The following is a 15,832-nucleotide window of genomic DNA, read 5'->3' as shown; positions in this document are numbered from 1 at the left end:
ATTTATGGAGGAGTATTTTATAAAGCATTTGCTTGGGGAGGTCTTACATTTTCCCGATCACAGTCTGATTTCGTCCCGATTCTTTTGCTTGATACAAACCATTATCGGCCAGTTTAAGAGCCATTTCTACTGGCGTCTCTCTGTCCATTGAAGCAACACCAATACTGATCGTGAGATATAATTTTTTACGCTCGGAAACGAATTTATGGGCTTCAACACTCCGACGCAAGACCTCGGCCATCTCATAGGCCTGATCTGTGCTAACCCCACCAACACTGATTAAAAACTCCTCGCCACCCCACCGTGCTGCAGCACAAGCAGACCATTCTAGCTCTCGAATCACCTTAGCAAGCTCTTGCAATACGACATCCCCCACGCCATGCCCAAGGGAGTCATTGACCTTTTTAAAGTGGTCCACATCGACCAACAACAGATGCCTACCGACACCGTCACAGGACGCTAACTGTTTAAGTAAACCACGGCGGTTAAACAAACCTGTCAGCATATCGGTTTCTGCTAAATGCTCTAATTTTTTTGAGGTCTTCTTCAACTCCTCGTTGTACACCGTCATGGAGTACTCATAAATCCCAGACAAGAACACCACAACCAAAAAAGACAGTAACACTCTTAATTTTAAGGTGTCTGAGTACTCATAAGCTTGAAAACCAATACGAGACAGGTACATCATTCCGGCCAACGCCGCAGTGAACACAGCGATTTCAATCAAGCCCCTTTTCAAACCATTAATAAATAAAGCTACAGCAGGTACACAATACACCCACAAATGCCCAGTTCCTTCGATACCGCCAAAATAGAACAAACCCAACATCAGTCCATAAAGTGGGTAAATGATGAGCCCACCTGATAATTGGTGGTTGTGGGTGAAGCGTAATAAAAGGTGATTACAGCCGTAAATGACAGCTACGCTAACAAGGCAAACCCCAAGAAAGAATTTGCCATTAAAAAGAGAGGAAAGACCCAAAGGAAGGGTAAAGATAAGACCAACCAGTGAAAACAGGTTGATCATGAAAACTCGACGAGAGTCTTCTGACATAGCACCATCAGATAAACCCACATAAAGAAATTGGCGTAAATCTAATATACTTTTAATACTTGGCTTTTCCCTTACAGAGGGAGCCGCCTGCGGTTCGTTACTGTCCATGGCTGTCCTTTCTATGCATTTATAAAATGCATGCTTTTCAGATAATCACCATGTTACAGCAAAGCTGTTTTTCAACCTTCAATTGACTACATATATAAACATTTAATTACAGTTAGTTACGTGCAAATCTTATTTTATGTGCTATGTGACTGGATATAGCCGAGAGAGCAATACAGGCACAACAGTTTCCACTTTTAAAATTCGATCACCTAAGTGCACCGACTCCATTCCCGCCTCATGCCACTTAGACACTTCAAACTCATTCCAACCCCCTTCAGGGCCCAAAGCCAACACACAAGGTTCTTGCAAGTTCACCGGACAGGCCACCGCCTGATAGGGATGCGCTAACAATCCTCGCTTATCACGTAAAATATCAGGCAGCTGGTCTTCCACAAAAGGTCGAAACCTAGGTACGAGATGTAGCGTTGGCATTAGTGTATCTCTCGCTTGCTCCAAACCTTCCAACAAGCACTGTTGCAGGGACTCCTGTGCCAAGACAGGACTTTGCCAATAACTTTTCTCCACTTTTGCGGAGTGAATTAAATACAATTCTTTCACTCCCATCGCCGTAATGTTATGCAAGGTACGCTTGAGCATATTAGGGCGAGGCAACGCCATCACTAAAACTATTGGTAAAGGCGCAGGCGCAGACTGAGACAAGCTTAGCGAATGAATGAAACCAGGTTGCTGTGCTTGTGGTGCTTGATAAACCCCTTGCCCCATCTCACCATTTAACACCCCAACCCGCAGCACATCACCAGACTTTGGCTTAATCACTTTATCCAGATGCGCTTGCTGCCTTGCAGACAGGACATACTGCCCTTCAGACAACTGAGATTGAGGGTCTAATAAAATAAGATTCATATAGAGGTTTAACCTAGAAGATAGAAAAAGTGGCCAGAGGGACTGGCCACGGTATTAACTAGATGTTTTCAGCAACAAATGATTGCACAGCGGCGAGATCATTTTCGATCACTGAGTAGGACTCTTCCCTTTCGAACAAGTCTGCCATGTGAGCAGGCAAACTTGGCGATTCACAACCAGCTTTTTCCACGGCTTCAGGGAATTTAACCGGATGAGCTGTCGCTAAGGTAATCATAGGCACAGACTTATCTTTCCAGCACTGGCGCGCCGCTTCCAAACCGATAGCTGTATGCGGGTCTAGCAAGTATTGCGTACCAGCAAAGACTTCAGAAATCACCGCACAAGTACGCTCATCATCAACCTTGTAGCTGTCAAAGTGACTCTTCACAAAAGACCAAGCACTGTCTTTCAAGTTAATATCACCTTGATTGAAGCGTGCCATCAACTCATCTAACTCGGCACCATTGCGCTCATGGGCATCAAATAACAAGCGCTCGAAGTTGCTCGACACCATGATGTCCATACTTGGCGAAAGGGTTTTATTAAGCGCTTGGCGGCTCATATCATTTTCAGCAATAACACGATGCAGAATATCGTTTTGGTTTGTCGCCACAACAAGCTGATCAATCGGCAAGCCCATTTTCTTCGCTAGGTAGCCTGCAAAGATGTCACCAAAGTTGCCCGTAGGTACAGAGAAAGACACTTTACGATGAGGCGCACCAACCGCCAGCGCAGAAGAGAAGTAGTAAACAATCTGCGCCATAATACGCGCCCAGTTGATCGAGTTCACCGCCCCTAACTTCGCCCCTTTAAGGAAAGATTGGTCTGCAAAACTTGACTTAACCATACCTTGGCAATCATCAAAATTGCCTTTCACAGCGATGTTAAATACGTTGTTATCAATGACCGTCGTCATTTGGCGACGCTGCACTTCAGATACACGCTCAAACGGGTGCAAGATAAAGATATCTAGATGCTCAGAGTGACGACAACCTTCAATCGCAGCCGATCCAGTATCACCAGAGGTGGCGCCAAGAATCACTAATTTTTCTTTGCGTTCAGACAGTACATAGTCCATCAAACGGCCTAGCAACTGCAGGGCAAAATCTTTGAATGCCAAAGTTGGGCCACGGAATAATTCCAATACCCATTCGTTTTTACCCACTTCCACCATAGGTGCGATAGAAGTATGAGTGAAGCCCGCATAGGCCTCATCAATCATGGTTTTAAAGGCATCGGCAGGGATCTCACCTTCAACGAAAGGCCACATTACTTTAAATGCTAATTCTTGATAGCTTAACGAAGCCCAAGAGGCAATTTCTTCTTTGCTGTAGCTTGGCAGGGTTTCTGGCACATACAGACCACCATCGTTAGCCAAACCAGCTAGTAGTACATCTCCAAAAGATAAAGCCGGCGCTTTACCTCGAGTTGAAATATATTTCACTTCTCTCTCCTTAAAGCAAAGACTCTACACGAATACGTTGAACAGGACCGGATACCTCAGGCAAAGCTTCGATAGCACTAATTGCTTCAGTCATAGCTTTTTCTTTCACATCATGGGTCATAGCGACAAGCGGCACCAATTCACTACCTTCACGCTCTCGCTGAATCAGGGACTCAATACTGATACCGTTTTTCGATAAGATTTGGGTGATATTGGCTAACACACCCGCTTTGTCTTGGATACTCATATTCAGGAAGAAGCCACACTCAACCTCTTCAACTGGCAATACATCAATGTTCGACAAAGAGTCTGCTTGGAAAGCCAAATGAGGAACACGGTTAGTTGGATCAGCCGTCAAGGTACGCGCCACATCGATCACATCCGCCACCACAGAAGAACCTGTCGGCAAAGCACCCGCACCGGCACCATAAGTAAGAGTTGGGCCAACCGCGTCACCTTTAACCATCACAGCGTTCATTACGCCATTTACATTCGCCAACAGCTGCTTGCTGGAAATCAATGCTGGGTGAACACGTAACTCAACACCTTCCGTCGTACGACGGGCAATACCTAGGTGCTTGATAACATAGCCAAGCTGCTCAGCAAAGGCCACATCTTCAGCTGTAATGCGACTAATACCTTCCGTGTAGGTTTTTTCGAATTGTAGTGGGATACCGAAGGCGATAGACGCCAAGATAGTAAGTTTGTGGGCAGCATCAATACCTTCCACATCGAAAGTAGGATCCGCTTCGGCATATCCTAAAGCTTGAGCTTCCGCCAGCACATCGTCAAACGTACGGCCCTTTTGGCTCATTTCGGACATGATAAAGTTACCAGTACCATTGATGATACCTGCTAACCAATCGATACGGTTTGCCGATAAACCTTCACGCAGAGACTTAATGATTGGAATACCGCCAGCTACCGCTGCCTCGAATGCAACAATAACGCCCTTTTCTTGGGCTTTCGCGAATATCTCGTTTCCGCATTCAGCGATCAAAGCTTTGTTGGCGGTAACAACATGCTTACCGTTTTCTAAAGCTTGCATAACCAAGTCTTTGGCGATAGATGTACCACCAATAAGCTCGATCACAATATCAATTTCAGGGTTGTTTACGACATCAAAAATATCGCGGGTGATATTAATGCCTGTGGTATCGCAAGAAGGATTATCACGACGAGCGCCAATTTGCTCAATCACAATGCTGCGGCCAACGCGTCGTGTAATTTCATTCGAGTTGTCACGAAGAATATTAAAAGTGCCGGACCCTACTGTCCCCAGCCCACAAATTCCGACTTTTACCGGTTTCAAAGCAATACCCCACAGAGATGATGTGTTTTTTATCGATTATTTTAAAAATAGAATGAATAACCGAATTATTATACCTCTACCGGCGCTCAAACCCAACGTAGATTAGGCTGAAGAGCGCTCAAGTTTAGTGGAATATATTGCTATAAGCTTATAGACCCAGCTCTTTTGCTAACTCCGCCGCTGGCATGTAACCTGGCATGATAGAACCCGTTGAGAGAAAAATTGTCGGAGTCCCTCGTACACCAACGGCCTCGCCAAGCGCACGCTGCTGCGCAATGGGGTTCACACATTTATTTTCAGGAATACCGATCCCCTGCTTTGCCTTATCCATTAAAGCTTTAGGATCATCAGAACACCACACACTCACCATTTTATTATACGAATGTGATCCGACGCCTGCTCTCGGGAAGGCTAGGTAGCGAACCGTGATACCCAAGTCATTTAATTCCGGCACTTCATTGTGCAACATACGGCAGTAGCCACAGTCCACATCAGTAAACACGGTAATGTGCGCTTTTTCTTCTGCTGCTTCATAAATAACCATATCTTCGGCTGGCCAAGCCTCTAGCTTGGCAAGTTTTACCTGCTCCGTTTCATTCACCAAACCACCACCTTCCATGCGGTACAGATCCCCAGCAACAAAGTAGTTACCATTCTCCGTTGCATACAAGGTATTGCCACTATCAAATTCAACAACATATAAACCTGAGGCTTCATGAGGGGTAATTTTGGCCACATTAAACTGTGGCAAAGCGGTTTGAATGGCTTCGCGTACTTCACTTTCGCCAGCCTGCACAAACGTCGACAAGAGCACAATCATTGGCAAACATAGCGCGCGAATATAAACTTTAAAAAAGACAGACATATCACAACCTTAAAGAGACATTATTCAAGAATTTATTAGGCCACGAGAGTGCCGCAAAGTTCCATAAAAAAAGGCGACCGAAGTCGCCTTTTTTTAAAAACAGAAAACTTAGCGTTTAGCCAACTTCTCTTTAATACGTGCAGATTTACCTGAACGCTCGCGTAGGTAGTAGATCTTAGCCTGACGCACGTCACCGCGACGCTTAACTTCGATGCTATCAACTAACGGGCTGTAAGTCTGGAAAGCACGCTCAACACCGATACCGCTCGAAATTTTACGAACAGTGAATGCTGAGTTAAGACCACGATTACGTTTTGCAATTACAACGCCTTCATAGGCCTGTAGACGCTCGCGTGAACCTTCTTTTACTTTAACCTGAACAACAACAGTGTCACCTGGGCCAAAGGCTGGGACTTCTTTTGTCATTTGTTCAGCTTCAATCTGCTGAATCAGCTTAGATTTATTACTCATGGATTTGACTCCTAATAATTTGGTTTCTTATTGAATGAAGGTTCTTCGGTTCAATAAGCTCGCAATTCCTACTCTGCCGAGGTTGAATCTTCAGTTTCGCGAATAAACTCTTCTATCAACTTCTGCTGTTCTTTGTCCAACTCAATGTCTTGCAGAAGGTCTGGTCGGCGTTGCAAAGTTCTTCCGAGCTTTTGCTTTAATCGCCAACGTCTAATCTCCTCATGGTTGCCACTAAGTAAGACTGGCGGCACTGGTACACCGTCAAGTACTTCTGGGCGAGTATAATGTGGACAGTCCAACAAACCATCAGCAAACGAATCTTCATCCGCAGACGCTTGTTTTCCGAGCACACCGGGCACCATACGAAATACAGTGTCCATCAGCACCATGGCTGGCAACTCACCACCACTTAGGACAAAATCGCCAATGGACCATTCTTCATCAATCTCAGACTGAATCAAACGTTCATCAACGCCTTCATAACGACCTGCTACCAGAATAAATTCTGCTTCATTAGCAAGCTGTTGCACACCTGATTGTGACAGTGTGCGCCCTTGAGGGGATAGATAAATAACTTTTGCATTGGGCACTGATAACTTAGCGCACGCAATCGCATCTTTAAGAGGCTGAACTTTCATCAGCATCCCTGGACCACCACCATAAGGTCGGTCATCCACAGTCTTATGTCTATCATGAGTAAAATCGCGGGGATTAATAAAATCCACCTCAACCAACCCAGACTTGATGGCTCTGCCCGTTACTCCATATTGAGTAATGGCTTGAAACATCTCCGGAAAGAGCGAAATAACGCTAACCTTCACGTGGCGACCTCAGCTTCTTAGTTTAAAATTCTGGATCCCAGTCTACTTCCATTAACTGCTGCTCTAAATCTACATTTAAAACATAAGTACCTGGAGCATACGGTATCAAGCGCTCTTCACGATCAAAACTGCCTTCACACGCGCGGACAACAATCACATCGTTCGCACCGGTTTCCATAAGTTGCGAAACCTTCCCCAAGAGGACACCCTCTTTGGTCATAACCCTAAGACCTTCCAGCTGACTCCAGTAGTAATCACCTTCCTCTAAAGCTGGTAGCTCTTTGGCATCAATATAGATGTCTAAACCACAAATCTCTTTTACTTGATCTCTGTCGGTGTAGCCTTTAACTGATGCCACCAAACCACGCCCTTGTAGACGCCCTTGGCTAAACTCTACGACCTTCCACCCACTAGGAGTTTTCAGCCACCAACGCGGGTAATCAAAGATCCCTTGCATCGGTTCGGTGTGCGAATATAACTTCACCCACCCTTTAACACCATAAACTGATGTAATGCGTCCAACGACAAGAGCTTGCTCAGGAGCAGCCGCTTGCTTTAGTTTAGACATAGCACTACCTCAGTATTAAGCGTTTTTGCCAGCTTCTTTAACAAGCTGAGCAGCACGGTCAGAAAGTTGAGCGCCTTGGCTAACCCAATGGTTTACGCGATCTAGATCGATGCGTAGACGTTCTTCTTGACCACGAGCAATCGGATTAAAGAAACCCAAACGCTCGATGTAGCGACCATCACGTGCACGACGGCTATCAGCCACGTTCAAGTGATAAAAAGGACGCTTTTTAGAGCCTCCACGAGAAAGACGAATAGTTACCATATGATTGGTTCCTTATTGCTTAACGAAACACCCCCTTGCCGAGTCGATTTTTGACTCATACTACAAGAAGGCGGCATATTCTAGTCGATTCACCAGAAAAACAAAAGGGCGATTTACTCGCCCTTTCATTAATTTTTACATTTAATCTCTAACTACTAATAAAAACAAGCAGATAAGATTACATTTTTGGGAAGCCACCGCCGCCTGGCATACCGCCACCCGGCATCATTCCGCCCAAACCACGCATCATTTTCTTCATTCCGCCTTTTGAGCTGAACTTTTTCATCATTTTCTGCATTTGCTTGTGTTGTTTTAATAGACGGTTCAAATCTTGAATTTGTAGCCCAGCACCCGCTGAGATACGTTTCTTACGAGAACCGTTAATCACATCTGGATTGCGACGCTCTTTGACCGTCATTGAGTTGATCAAGGCTTCCATCTGTACAAACATTTTGTCGTCAACTTTATCTTGGATGTTACCTAACTGTCCCATGCCTGGCAGTTTATCCAACATAGAGCTCATACCGCCCATGTTTTTCATTTGCTGCAGCTGCTCTTTAAAGTCTTCAAGGTCAAAGCCCTTGCCTTTCTTTAACTTACCAGCCAGCTGCTCGGCTTTTTCTTTATCAATTTTTTGCTCTGCTTCCTCAATCAAGGAAAGCATGTCACCCATTCCCAAAATTCGCGAAGCTAGGCGATCAGGGTGGAAAGGCTCTAGAGCGTCCGTTTTCTCACCCACCCCTAAGAATTTAATGGGCTTACCGGTTATGTGACGAACAGATAACGCGGCTCCACCACGGGCATCACCATCTGTCTTGGTCAAGACCACACCCGTTAATGGCAAAACATCACCAAAAGCTTTGGCGGTATTGGCTGCATCTTGACCTGTCATGGCATCGACCACGAACAAGGTTTCAATCGGGTTGATGGCTTCATGCAAGGCTTTGATTTCAGCCATCATGTCTTCATCAACCGCCAAGCGACCTGCGGTATCGACGATCAAGACATCTTTATGGGCTTTCTTAGCGTAATCGATAGCGTTGTTGGCAATATCGATCGGCTTCTGGGAGATATCACTGGCAATAAAGTCTACGCCAATTTCACCCGCTAAGGTCTCAAGCTGCTTGATCGCTGCCGGACGGTAGACGTCCGCACTAACAACCGATACGGATTTTTTCTCACGTTCTTTTAGGTATTTGGCCAATTTGGCGGCAGAAGTGGTTTTACCCGCACCCTGTAGACCCGCCAATAAGATGACGGCAGGACGTGCCGCACGAAGATTCAATTCGTCGTTAGCCTGCCCCATAACACTTTCAAGTTCCTGCTTAACAATTTTCAGGAAGACTTGACCAGGACTTAGACTCTTAGAAACTTCTGTACCGACGGCACGTTCTTTTACTGCGGCGATAAAATCCTTAACAACAGGCAAAGCCACATCGGCTTCCAGCAAAGCCATGCGGACTTCGCGCAACACATCTTTAATGTTGTCTTCTGTTAATTTGGCACGACCTCGGATACGATCAAGCGAGGAAGTTAAGCGATTCGATAAATTGTCGAACATATTGCCCTCAAATATTTGGCTCTAGGTGGAAAAAACCCGCTTGCACGGTTTATCCAAGATGAAATTGCCCCTATTATAACGGATAAATGTTTACCACCCTATACCTTTACTCAGCGGAACCTTTAGTTTCATGACGCAATTATCACTTTGGCTTGCTTGTATCGCTTGTCTACTCTCGGGAGTGGCTTATTATTTCGCGCCAAAAAAACCTGCCACTCAACTTCTTGGCGCCGCCAGTATCGCCATCCACGCCTTTTCATTAATGCAGCTTATTTTAAACAGAGACGGTTTTGATTTTCTCACCATTGGTTTGCTCATAGCGGTAATCGGTAACACACTATTGTGGTTCAGTAATCGCAATAAAGACCTGTCCCTTTTATTAGGAACCGCCTTTATTCTGGCGTCTGTAATCATTGCATTAAATGCCATAGCGCCATGGCAGCTTGCCCAGTTACACAGTCGCTCATGGGGCGCCAGCATACATATATTAATCGCCTCGGCGGCTTACAGTTTATTTACCGCCGCTTGCGGCGTGGGCATACTTCTCTCCATTCAGGAATACCAGCTAAAACATCACAAGCTGAAACAACTGATTCGCGTGCCACCTTTACAAGTGCTAGAGCGCTTAATGTTTGAGTTTATTTGGGCCGCCTCTATTCTGTTGACCATCACCATAGGGACTGGCTTTTATTTCATTGAAGACATGTTCGCCCAACACCTAGTTCACAAAACATTTTTCACCTTGAGCTCATGGTGTGTTTTTGTCGGTTTACTACTCGGCAGACACTTCCTAGGCTGGCGTGGACAGCTTGCAGTGAAGATCACCTTAAGCGGTTTTGTACTCCTTATGCTGGGGTATTTTGGCAGCAAAATCGCCATTCAAATTTTATTTCATTGAAGCGGGATACAATAAGTAGTTTGACAGTCTGATGTTAAGCACTAATAATCCCATTTATCTAAATTATTGAGGCGATCCCTTCTTGAACGATGTCCCCTTAAGTATTCTCAGCGGAATACTTTTTTGCTTAATTCTTTTGTCTGCTTTTTTCTCCAGTTCAGAAACAGGCATGCTGTCGATTAACAAATACCGTCTGAAACATCTTGTTAAAAGCAAGAATCGTTCAGCCATCAAAGTTGACACTCTGCTCAAGCGCCCAGATCGCCTTATAGGCGTAATCTTGATCGGCAACAACTTTGTTAACATATTAGCTTCTGCTATTGCGACCATTATCGCCGTACGCATTTGGGGCGATGCTGGTGTGGCCATCGCCACCGCCGCCCTAACTATGATAGTGCTTATTTTTGCTGAAGTGACGCCCAAAACCCTCGCCGCTATCCACCCTGAGCGCATTGCCTTCCCTGCCTCTTGGATCCTTGGCGTATTGCTCAAAGCACTTTACCCCTTAGTTTGGTTAGTGAATGGTTTATCTAATGGTCTGTTACGTCTAATCGGCGTAAAAGCCAGCCATAACGAACAAGACACGCTTAATACCGAAGAGTTAAGAACCGTTGTAAATGAAGCCGGCGGTTTAATTCCCGCAGCCCACCAAGAAATGCTTATTTCCATCTTGGATTTGGAAAAAGTATCTGTAGAAGACATCATGATCCCACGCAACGAAGTTGTGGGTATCGACATTGAAGATTCCATAGAAGAAATCATCGTCCAAATTTGTGACAGCCGACACACTCGCATGCCGGTTTACAACGGTGAAATTAACAAGGTCATTGGTATTCTTCATGCGCGCCATGCGGCCGTTTTCCTGCGCGATGAAAACCCAACTAAGGCTGCACTCTTAAAAGCCACAGTTGAGCCTTACTTCATTCCAGAAACCACACCACTGAACACCGCACTCTTAAATTTCCAAAAAGACCACCAGCAAATGGCGGTTGTGGTTGATGAGTATGGCGACGTGCAAGGCATTGCAGCCATGGAAGACATTCTTGAAGAAATTGTTGGGGAATTTACACCTCCCACTCAAGATGAAGAAGAAGAGATACAAACCCTTGATGATGGTAGCTTCCGTATTGACGGCACCACACACATTCGCGAGATCAACAAGGCGCTGGATTGGCATTTACCAACAGACGGGCCAAAAACCCTTAACGGCCTCATTATTGAAACACTGGAGTTCATTCCAGATTGCCCAATCAGCTTACGAGTTGGCCATTATTTGATTGAAATTCAAGAGATCGAAGATAAAGTGGTGAAATACGCCAAACTTCGTCACAAACATTAAGGCTAAACAATGCGCTATTGCAGAGAATGCGGCCACACTGTCGAAATGGTCATCCCTGCTGGGGATAATCGAGAGCGTGAAGTTTGTCCTCAATGTCATCACATTGAATACGACAACCCACGCATGATCACAGGCACACTTCCTCTTTATCAGGGAAAAATCCTGCTCTGCAAACGCAACATAGAACCTCGCCTCGGCTTTTGGACATTACCTGCAGGCTTCATGGAAAACCAAGAAACCAGCAGCCAAGGCGCCCTTCGAGAAACGCTGGAAGAAAGTGGCTCAGTAGCCGACTGCAAACAGTTGTTTAGCATGATCAGTATTCCGCACATTAACCAAGTGCATATTTTTTACTTGGCCGAACTGCAAAAAGACGATTTTCACGCCACCGAAGAAAGCTCTGAAGTTGCCTTATTCGCTCTCGATGAAATTCCATGGGATGAATTGGCGTTCAGCAGTGTCAGCAAGACACTCAAATTCTATTTAGAAGACGTAGAAAAAGGCCAACTTGAATTTCACGAAGATACCATCAAGATCAATCAGCTAAGCGCTAAATAAGCCTTTAGCGCATCACCATAGACCTATTTGCTCCTGCACCTCAGGCAGCACCAGTTTTGCCTGATAGCCCTCACAAAAACTCGCAACTTTTGCGTCCAGCTGTGCCGCCAGAGTAGGCGCAGCAATGTTATCCGACGAATGAACAAATACACTTGGCTCTCGCCCCTCTTCTAGCCACTGAGACAATTTTTTAGCCCATTGCCGTAACCATTGCTCATTGAGCGGCAGATCTGGATGACCAATATAACGCACCACAGGTTGGCGGGCGGTCGCCACAGGATGACATGGCACACGGGGCTTTTTCTGCTGAGCATCCACGAGACTTTCGCAATTGGCAGGGGTAGAAAAAACGGGCCGCGAATCCATCACTACACGATCCACTCCTCGATGGGAGAGCTCCCGAAGCAAGTTCGCCTCTACATTTGTTTTATCGAAATAGGCCAGATGGCGAACCTCTACCGATAAAGAAGAAGACAAATTCCATGCGTCACAAAGGGATAGGACCCTTTCCAGATAGCTTTCATCACACGACCTTGGCAGCTGCAACATGGTTGGCCCAAGTTTCTTCTCAAAAGGCGCTAACCAGTCTATAAAAGCCAACCAATCAGACATCACATCCGCCCAAGCTCGCTCCGCCATTCTGTGCGTGACAAGTTGAGGCACTTTACAGGAGAACTTAAATTTCTCTGGCACCGCATCACACCAGCGCTGCATTTGTCCTGCATCAACTTGTGTATAAAATGTCGAGCCCAACTCCACACAGTCAAACACCTGAGCGTATTTCGCCAGCCTCTCCGCTCCTGGTAACGCCGCCGAGTATAGCCAGTTTACCCAAGCAGGATGTTGCCACTGGGCCATCCCATAATGTATTGGCATTGCCACTCCACCCGATAGTCTATTTGCTCACCCATAATCAATAAGCGCTAGGCAATTGATTTTTCGATAAATATATAAGAGCCGCCTTCAAAAACCCACCATTTATTAATAGGCGTACGGACTCGCTATATACTTGAATAGGTTTAATGCGAGAAATTAAACTGAGTGTATCACTCAGCGGAAGGGGAAAAGACTTTCAAAAAGGCAGGTCAGTCAGAGTTAAAGTAGCTGCTGTGCAAAATACAGCAGCTACTTGGCAGCATTACTTAGTAGACAAGTACTCGTTCAGCGTATCGATGTTCGCCGCTTTCACAGTCATGCCATCTGGACCCGCGCCAATTTGTGTAAACTGTTTAGCTGGCTCACCGTATTCATGGAACTGTTTTAATTCAGCAGAACCTTCTTTAAACACCCAAAGACGACCATCTTCAACTTCTGTTACAAAGCCAGCTTTATCATATGGGCTAGAAGACATAGCAAGATATTCATTCAAAGCATCAATATTTGCCGCTTTTACTGTCATGCCGTTTGGACCTGCGCCAATTTGCGTAAACTGTTTAGCTGGCTCACCGTATTCATGAAACTGTTTTAATTCCGCAGAACCTTCTTTAAACACCCAAAGACGGCCATCTTCCACCTCTGTAACAAAACCAGCTTTATCAAATTCGCTCGCTGTTACTACGCCAGCACTCAATAGTGTTCCTGTAATTGTCGCTAATAGCAGTTTTTTCATTTTATTTCTCCAAGGGAGTGTTTAAGATGAAAACAGTTATATATGTAAAATATTGCATATTTGTTAAATCGAATATATATTTTTTCATATCTTTTCCTATATGCATCATCCACCCATATTTCAACCAAGGGAAAACACATGCCCACCCAAGAACACCCTTTCTGGAACCTAGCCCTCCCCCAAGGTAAATTACTGCTCACACCTTGTCCTGGAACCCTATCAACCTCCCTGCCAGCAGCACTAGAGCAGCTAAAAGAGCAAGGGGCGGCCACCTTGATTACGCTTATAACGCCCCATGAGATGAAAGAGAAGAAGCTTGATGGGTTTGCCGATGCCGTTGCTGCAGCTGGGCTAGAATGGTTACACCTTCCCATAACAGATGATGAGTCACCAAAAGACCCATTTGAGGAAAACTGGCAATGGGCCCTTCCCAAGCTAGAGCAACAGCTTAACGCAGGCTCTGCCATTGCCATTCACTGCATGGGCGGCTCTGGACGCACAGGAATAGTCGCGGCTCGATTAATGCTCGATCAGGGTGTTGAATTAGATGATGCAATTACTCAGATACAGGCACTAAGGCCGAAAGCCTTCTCGTTTGCAGTACAAAGAGAATACATTAAGCAGTTTAGTAAATAGTGACGTTAGCCGGTCTTACTCGGCTAAATATTCGATCTTTTCAATGATATAAATTTTTTCTTTTACAGCGAGCTTCACGACAACTTCATCGTCTTGCTCCTTTTTAAGAATAGCTCGAGCAACAGGGGAGTCGACACTTATGTAAGCAGGGTTATGATCCAGTTCATCTGGCCCTACCAGACGATGACGACGCACTACACCTTCTTCATCTTCTAAGGTAACCCAAGCACCGAAAAAAACTCTGGATTGATCTGCGGGCAAACGATCTACTACAGTGCAGGCATCTAAGCGTTTTTCCAGATAACGCACTCGACGGTCAATTTCGCGCAACTGTTTCTTGCCGTATATATATTCCGCATTCTCCGATCGGTCCCCTTGCGCCGCCGCTTCCCGAACACTCTCGGTCACAGCAGGTCGCTTTTCCTTCCACAAATACTTAAGTTCATCCAACAATATCTGCGCTCCTTGCTGAGTAATGTAGGCAGATTTAGGAGCGGACGGTGGGCGATAACGACTCATTAATATTTACAACCTTTTTGAAACCATAAAAAAATGCTGCCAAGCATTCGATTGGCAGCATTTTAGTGAACATTCCTTTACAACAAAAGTTTAAAGCAGCAGCTTATGACTCTTGTTTGTGAAGGTGAACATCCATTTGTGGGTAAGGGATACCAACGCCACGCTCATCAAATGCATATTTCACTTTCTCTAGTACGTCTGCACGCACGGTCCAGTAGTCTGCTGCCTCAACCCAAGGGCGAACCACAAAGTTTACAGAACTATCAGCCAATTCGGAAACAGCAATAGTGCACTCAGGCGTTTTAAGAATACGCTCATCTGCCTGAACAATCTCTTCAATGATTTGTTTAGCAAGACGGATATCAGCGTCGTAACTAATACCTACAACCAAATCGACACGACGAGTTTTCTCACGAGAAAAGTTAACGATTGAACCGTTCATGATCGCAGAGTTCGGTACAATGACAACACGGTTATCAGGTGTTTTTAGGTAAGTGCTGAATAGCTCAATGCGATCAACTGTACCCATTTGACCTGCTGCATCAATGAAATCACCGCTTTTGAAAGGGCGAAGAATAATGATCAATACACCAGAAGCAAAGTTAGATAGAGAGCCTTGTAGGGCCAAACCAACCGCTAAACCAGCCGCACCAAGAATGGCAATGAAAGAAGTGGTTTCGACACCAACTTGACCAAGTGCCATTAATACAACACCAGCGAACATCAACGCATAAAGGATACTTGAGCTAAAACCTGCAACGGCTTTGTCTACATTCGCTTTAAGCATGCGTTTTTCACACCAGCCAGATATTTTTGAGGCAATAAACTTACCCACAAAAAATATCACTAGACCAATCGCTATATTGATTAGAGCATCGGTCACAACAGGCATCCACTCTGCGCCTTGGTCTAATAAGCCTTGCACATCATCCATTTCAATT

Annotated in this window: 18 protein-coding genes; 4 read left to right on the top strand and 14 right to left on the bottom strand. The window is 45.3% G+C overall.

Annotated features, from left to right (window positions below; genetic code table 11):
- Nucleotides 1–43: 43 nt before the first annotated feature.
- From ACUM5Y_RS10550 to ffh, 10 genes are all read right to left on the bottom strand, one after another.
- Entirely contained in the window at nucleotides 44–1,162 is a 1,119-nt protein-coding gene (locus ACUM5Y_RS10550; RefSeq protein WP_445976830.1) for a GGDEF domain-containing protein, read from the bottom strand.
- A 141-nt stretch (nucleotides 1,163–1,303) separates the two neighbouring features.
- Nucleotides 1,304–2,026 carry a 16S rRNA (uracil(1498)-N(3))-methyltransferase gene (locus ACUM5Y_RS10545; RefSeq protein WP_445976829.1) on the bottom strand — a complete coding sequence of 241 codons (723 nt, stop codon included), beginning with the start codon at nucleotides 2,024–2,026 and terminating at the stop codon, nucleotides 1,304–1,306.
- A 58-nt stretch (nucleotides 2,027–2,084) separates the two neighbouring features.
- The gene (gene thrC / locus ACUM5Y_RS10540; protein WP_445976828.1) at nucleotides 2,085–3,470 is read right to left on the bottom strand and encodes a threonine synthase; all 1,386 of its coding nucleotides are present in this window, start codon (nucleotides 3,468–3,470) and stop codon (nucleotides 2,085–2,087) included.
- Between the two features lie 10 nt (nucleotides 3,471–3,480).
- On the bottom strand, nucleotides 3,481–4,782 hold the full coding sequence (locus ACUM5Y_RS10535) for a homoserine dehydrogenase (RefSeq protein ID WP_445976827.1): 1,302 nt from the start codon (nucleotides 4,780–4,782) through the stop codon (nucleotides 3,481–3,483).
- Nucleotides 4,783–4,930: 148 nt separating this feature from the next.
- Nucleotides 4,931–5,647, bottom strand: coding sequence for a thioredoxin fold domain-containing protein (locus ACUM5Y_RS10530; protein WP_445976826.1), 717 nt, complete (start codon nucleotides 5,645–5,647; stop codon nucleotides 4,931–4,933).
- A 108-nt stretch (nucleotides 5,648–5,755) separates the two neighbouring features.
- Nucleotides 5,756–6,118, bottom strand: coding sequence for a 50S ribosomal protein L19 (rplS, locus tag ACUM5Y_RS10525; RefSeq protein WP_445976825.1), 363 nt, complete (start codon nucleotides 6,116–6,118; stop codon nucleotides 5,756–5,758).
- A gap of 68 nt (nucleotides 6,119–6,186) precedes the next feature.
- Entirely contained in the window at nucleotides 6,187–6,939 is a 753-nt protein-coding gene (gene trmD, locus ACUM5Y_RS10520; RefSeq protein ID WP_445976824.1) for a tRNA (guanosine(37)-N1)-methyltransferase TrmD, read from the bottom strand.
- 22 nt (nucleotides 6,940–6,961) lie between these two features.
- Nucleotides 6,962–7,507, bottom strand: a complete 546-nt coding sequence (rimM, locus tag ACUM5Y_RS10515; protein WP_445976823.1) for a ribosome maturation factor RimM — start codon at nucleotides 7,505–7,507, stop codon at nucleotides 6,962–6,964.
- Between the two features lie 15 nt (nucleotides 7,508–7,522).
- Nucleotides 7,523–7,771 (bottom strand): 30S ribosomal protein S16, encoded by a 249-nt coding sequence (gene rpsP, locus ACUM5Y_RS10510; protein ID WP_067019399.1) that lies wholly within the window; start codon nucleotides 7,769–7,771, stop codon nucleotides 7,523–7,525.
- 178 nt (nucleotides 7,772–7,949) lie between these two features.
- Entirely contained in the window at nucleotides 7,950–9,332 is a 1,383-nt protein-coding gene (gene ffh / locus ACUM5Y_RS10505; RefSeq protein ID WP_445976822.1) for a signal recognition particle protein, read from the bottom strand.
- 130 nt (nucleotides 9,333–9,462) lie between these two features.
- On the opposite strand from ffh, the gene ACUM5Y_RS10500 reads away from it, so the two are divergent.
- The 3 genes from ACUM5Y_RS10500 to ACUM5Y_RS10490 all read left to right on the top strand — a co-directional run bounded on the left by ACUM5Y_RS10500 (nucleotide 9,463) and on the right by ACUM5Y_RS10490 (nucleotide 12,127).
- Nucleotides 9,463–10,230 (top strand): cytochrome C assembly family protein, encoded by a 768-nt coding sequence (locus ACUM5Y_RS10500; RefSeq protein ID WP_445976821.1) that lies wholly within the window; start codon nucleotides 9,463–9,465, stop codon nucleotides 10,228–10,230.
- Between the two features lie 82 nt (nucleotides 10,231–10,312).
- A complete protein-coding gene (locus tag ACUM5Y_RS10495; RefSeq protein ID WP_445976820.1) occupies nucleotides 10,313–11,569 on the top strand; it encodes an HlyC/CorC family transporter in 1,257 nt (418 codons plus the stop codon).
- A 9-nt stretch (nucleotides 11,570–11,578) separates the two neighbouring features.
- A complete protein-coding gene (locus ACUM5Y_RS10490; protein WP_445976819.1) occupies nucleotides 11,579–12,127 on the top strand; it encodes an NUDIX hydrolase in 549 nt (182 codons plus the stop codon).
- A gap of 12 nt (nucleotides 12,128–12,139) precedes the next feature.
- Here the strand turns inward: ACUM5Y_RS10490 and ACUM5Y_RS10485 are convergent, their stop codons facing one another.
- Nucleotides 12,140–13,003 (bottom strand): DUF72 domain-containing protein, encoded by an 864-nt coding sequence (locus ACUM5Y_RS10485; protein ID WP_445976818.1) that lies wholly within the window; start codon nucleotides 13,001–13,003, stop codon nucleotides 12,140–12,142.
- Nucleotides 13,004–13,265: 262 nt separating this feature from the next.
- On the bottom strand, nucleotides 13,266–13,736 hold the full coding sequence (locus ACUM5Y_RS10480; RefSeq protein ID WP_445976817.1) for a hypothetical protein: 471 nt from the start codon (nucleotides 13,734–13,736) through the stop codon (nucleotides 13,266–13,268).
- 138 nt (nucleotides 13,737–13,874) lie between these two features.
- On the opposite strand from ACUM5Y_RS10480, the gene ACUM5Y_RS10475 reads away from it, so the two are divergent.
- Entirely contained in the window at nucleotides 13,875–14,372 is a 498-nt protein-coding gene (locus ACUM5Y_RS10475) for a cyclin-dependent kinase inhibitor 3 family protein (protein WP_445976816.1), read from the top strand.
- A gap of 15 nt (nucleotides 14,373–14,387) precedes the next feature.
- Here the strand turns inward: ACUM5Y_RS10475 and greB are convergent, their stop codons facing one another.
- On the bottom strand, nucleotides 14,388–14,891 hold the full coding sequence (gene greB, locus ACUM5Y_RS10470) for a transcription elongation factor GreB (protein WP_445976815.1): 504 nt from the start codon (nucleotides 14,889–14,891) through the stop codon (nucleotides 14,388–14,390).
- A gap of 103 nt (nucleotides 14,892–14,994) precedes the next feature.
- The gene (locus tag ACUM5Y_RS10465; RefSeq protein ID WP_445976814.1) at nucleotides 14,995–15,825 is read right to left on the bottom strand and encodes a mechanosensitive ion channel family protein; all 831 of its coding nucleotides are present in this window, start codon (nucleotides 15,823–15,825) and stop codon (nucleotides 14,995–14,997) included.
- Nucleotides 15,826–15,832 lie beyond the last annotated feature (7 nt).

Source organism: Marinomonas dokdonensis, from assembly GCF_052747885.1.
This window is presented reverse-complemented; position numbering and strand designations above follow the sequence as displayed.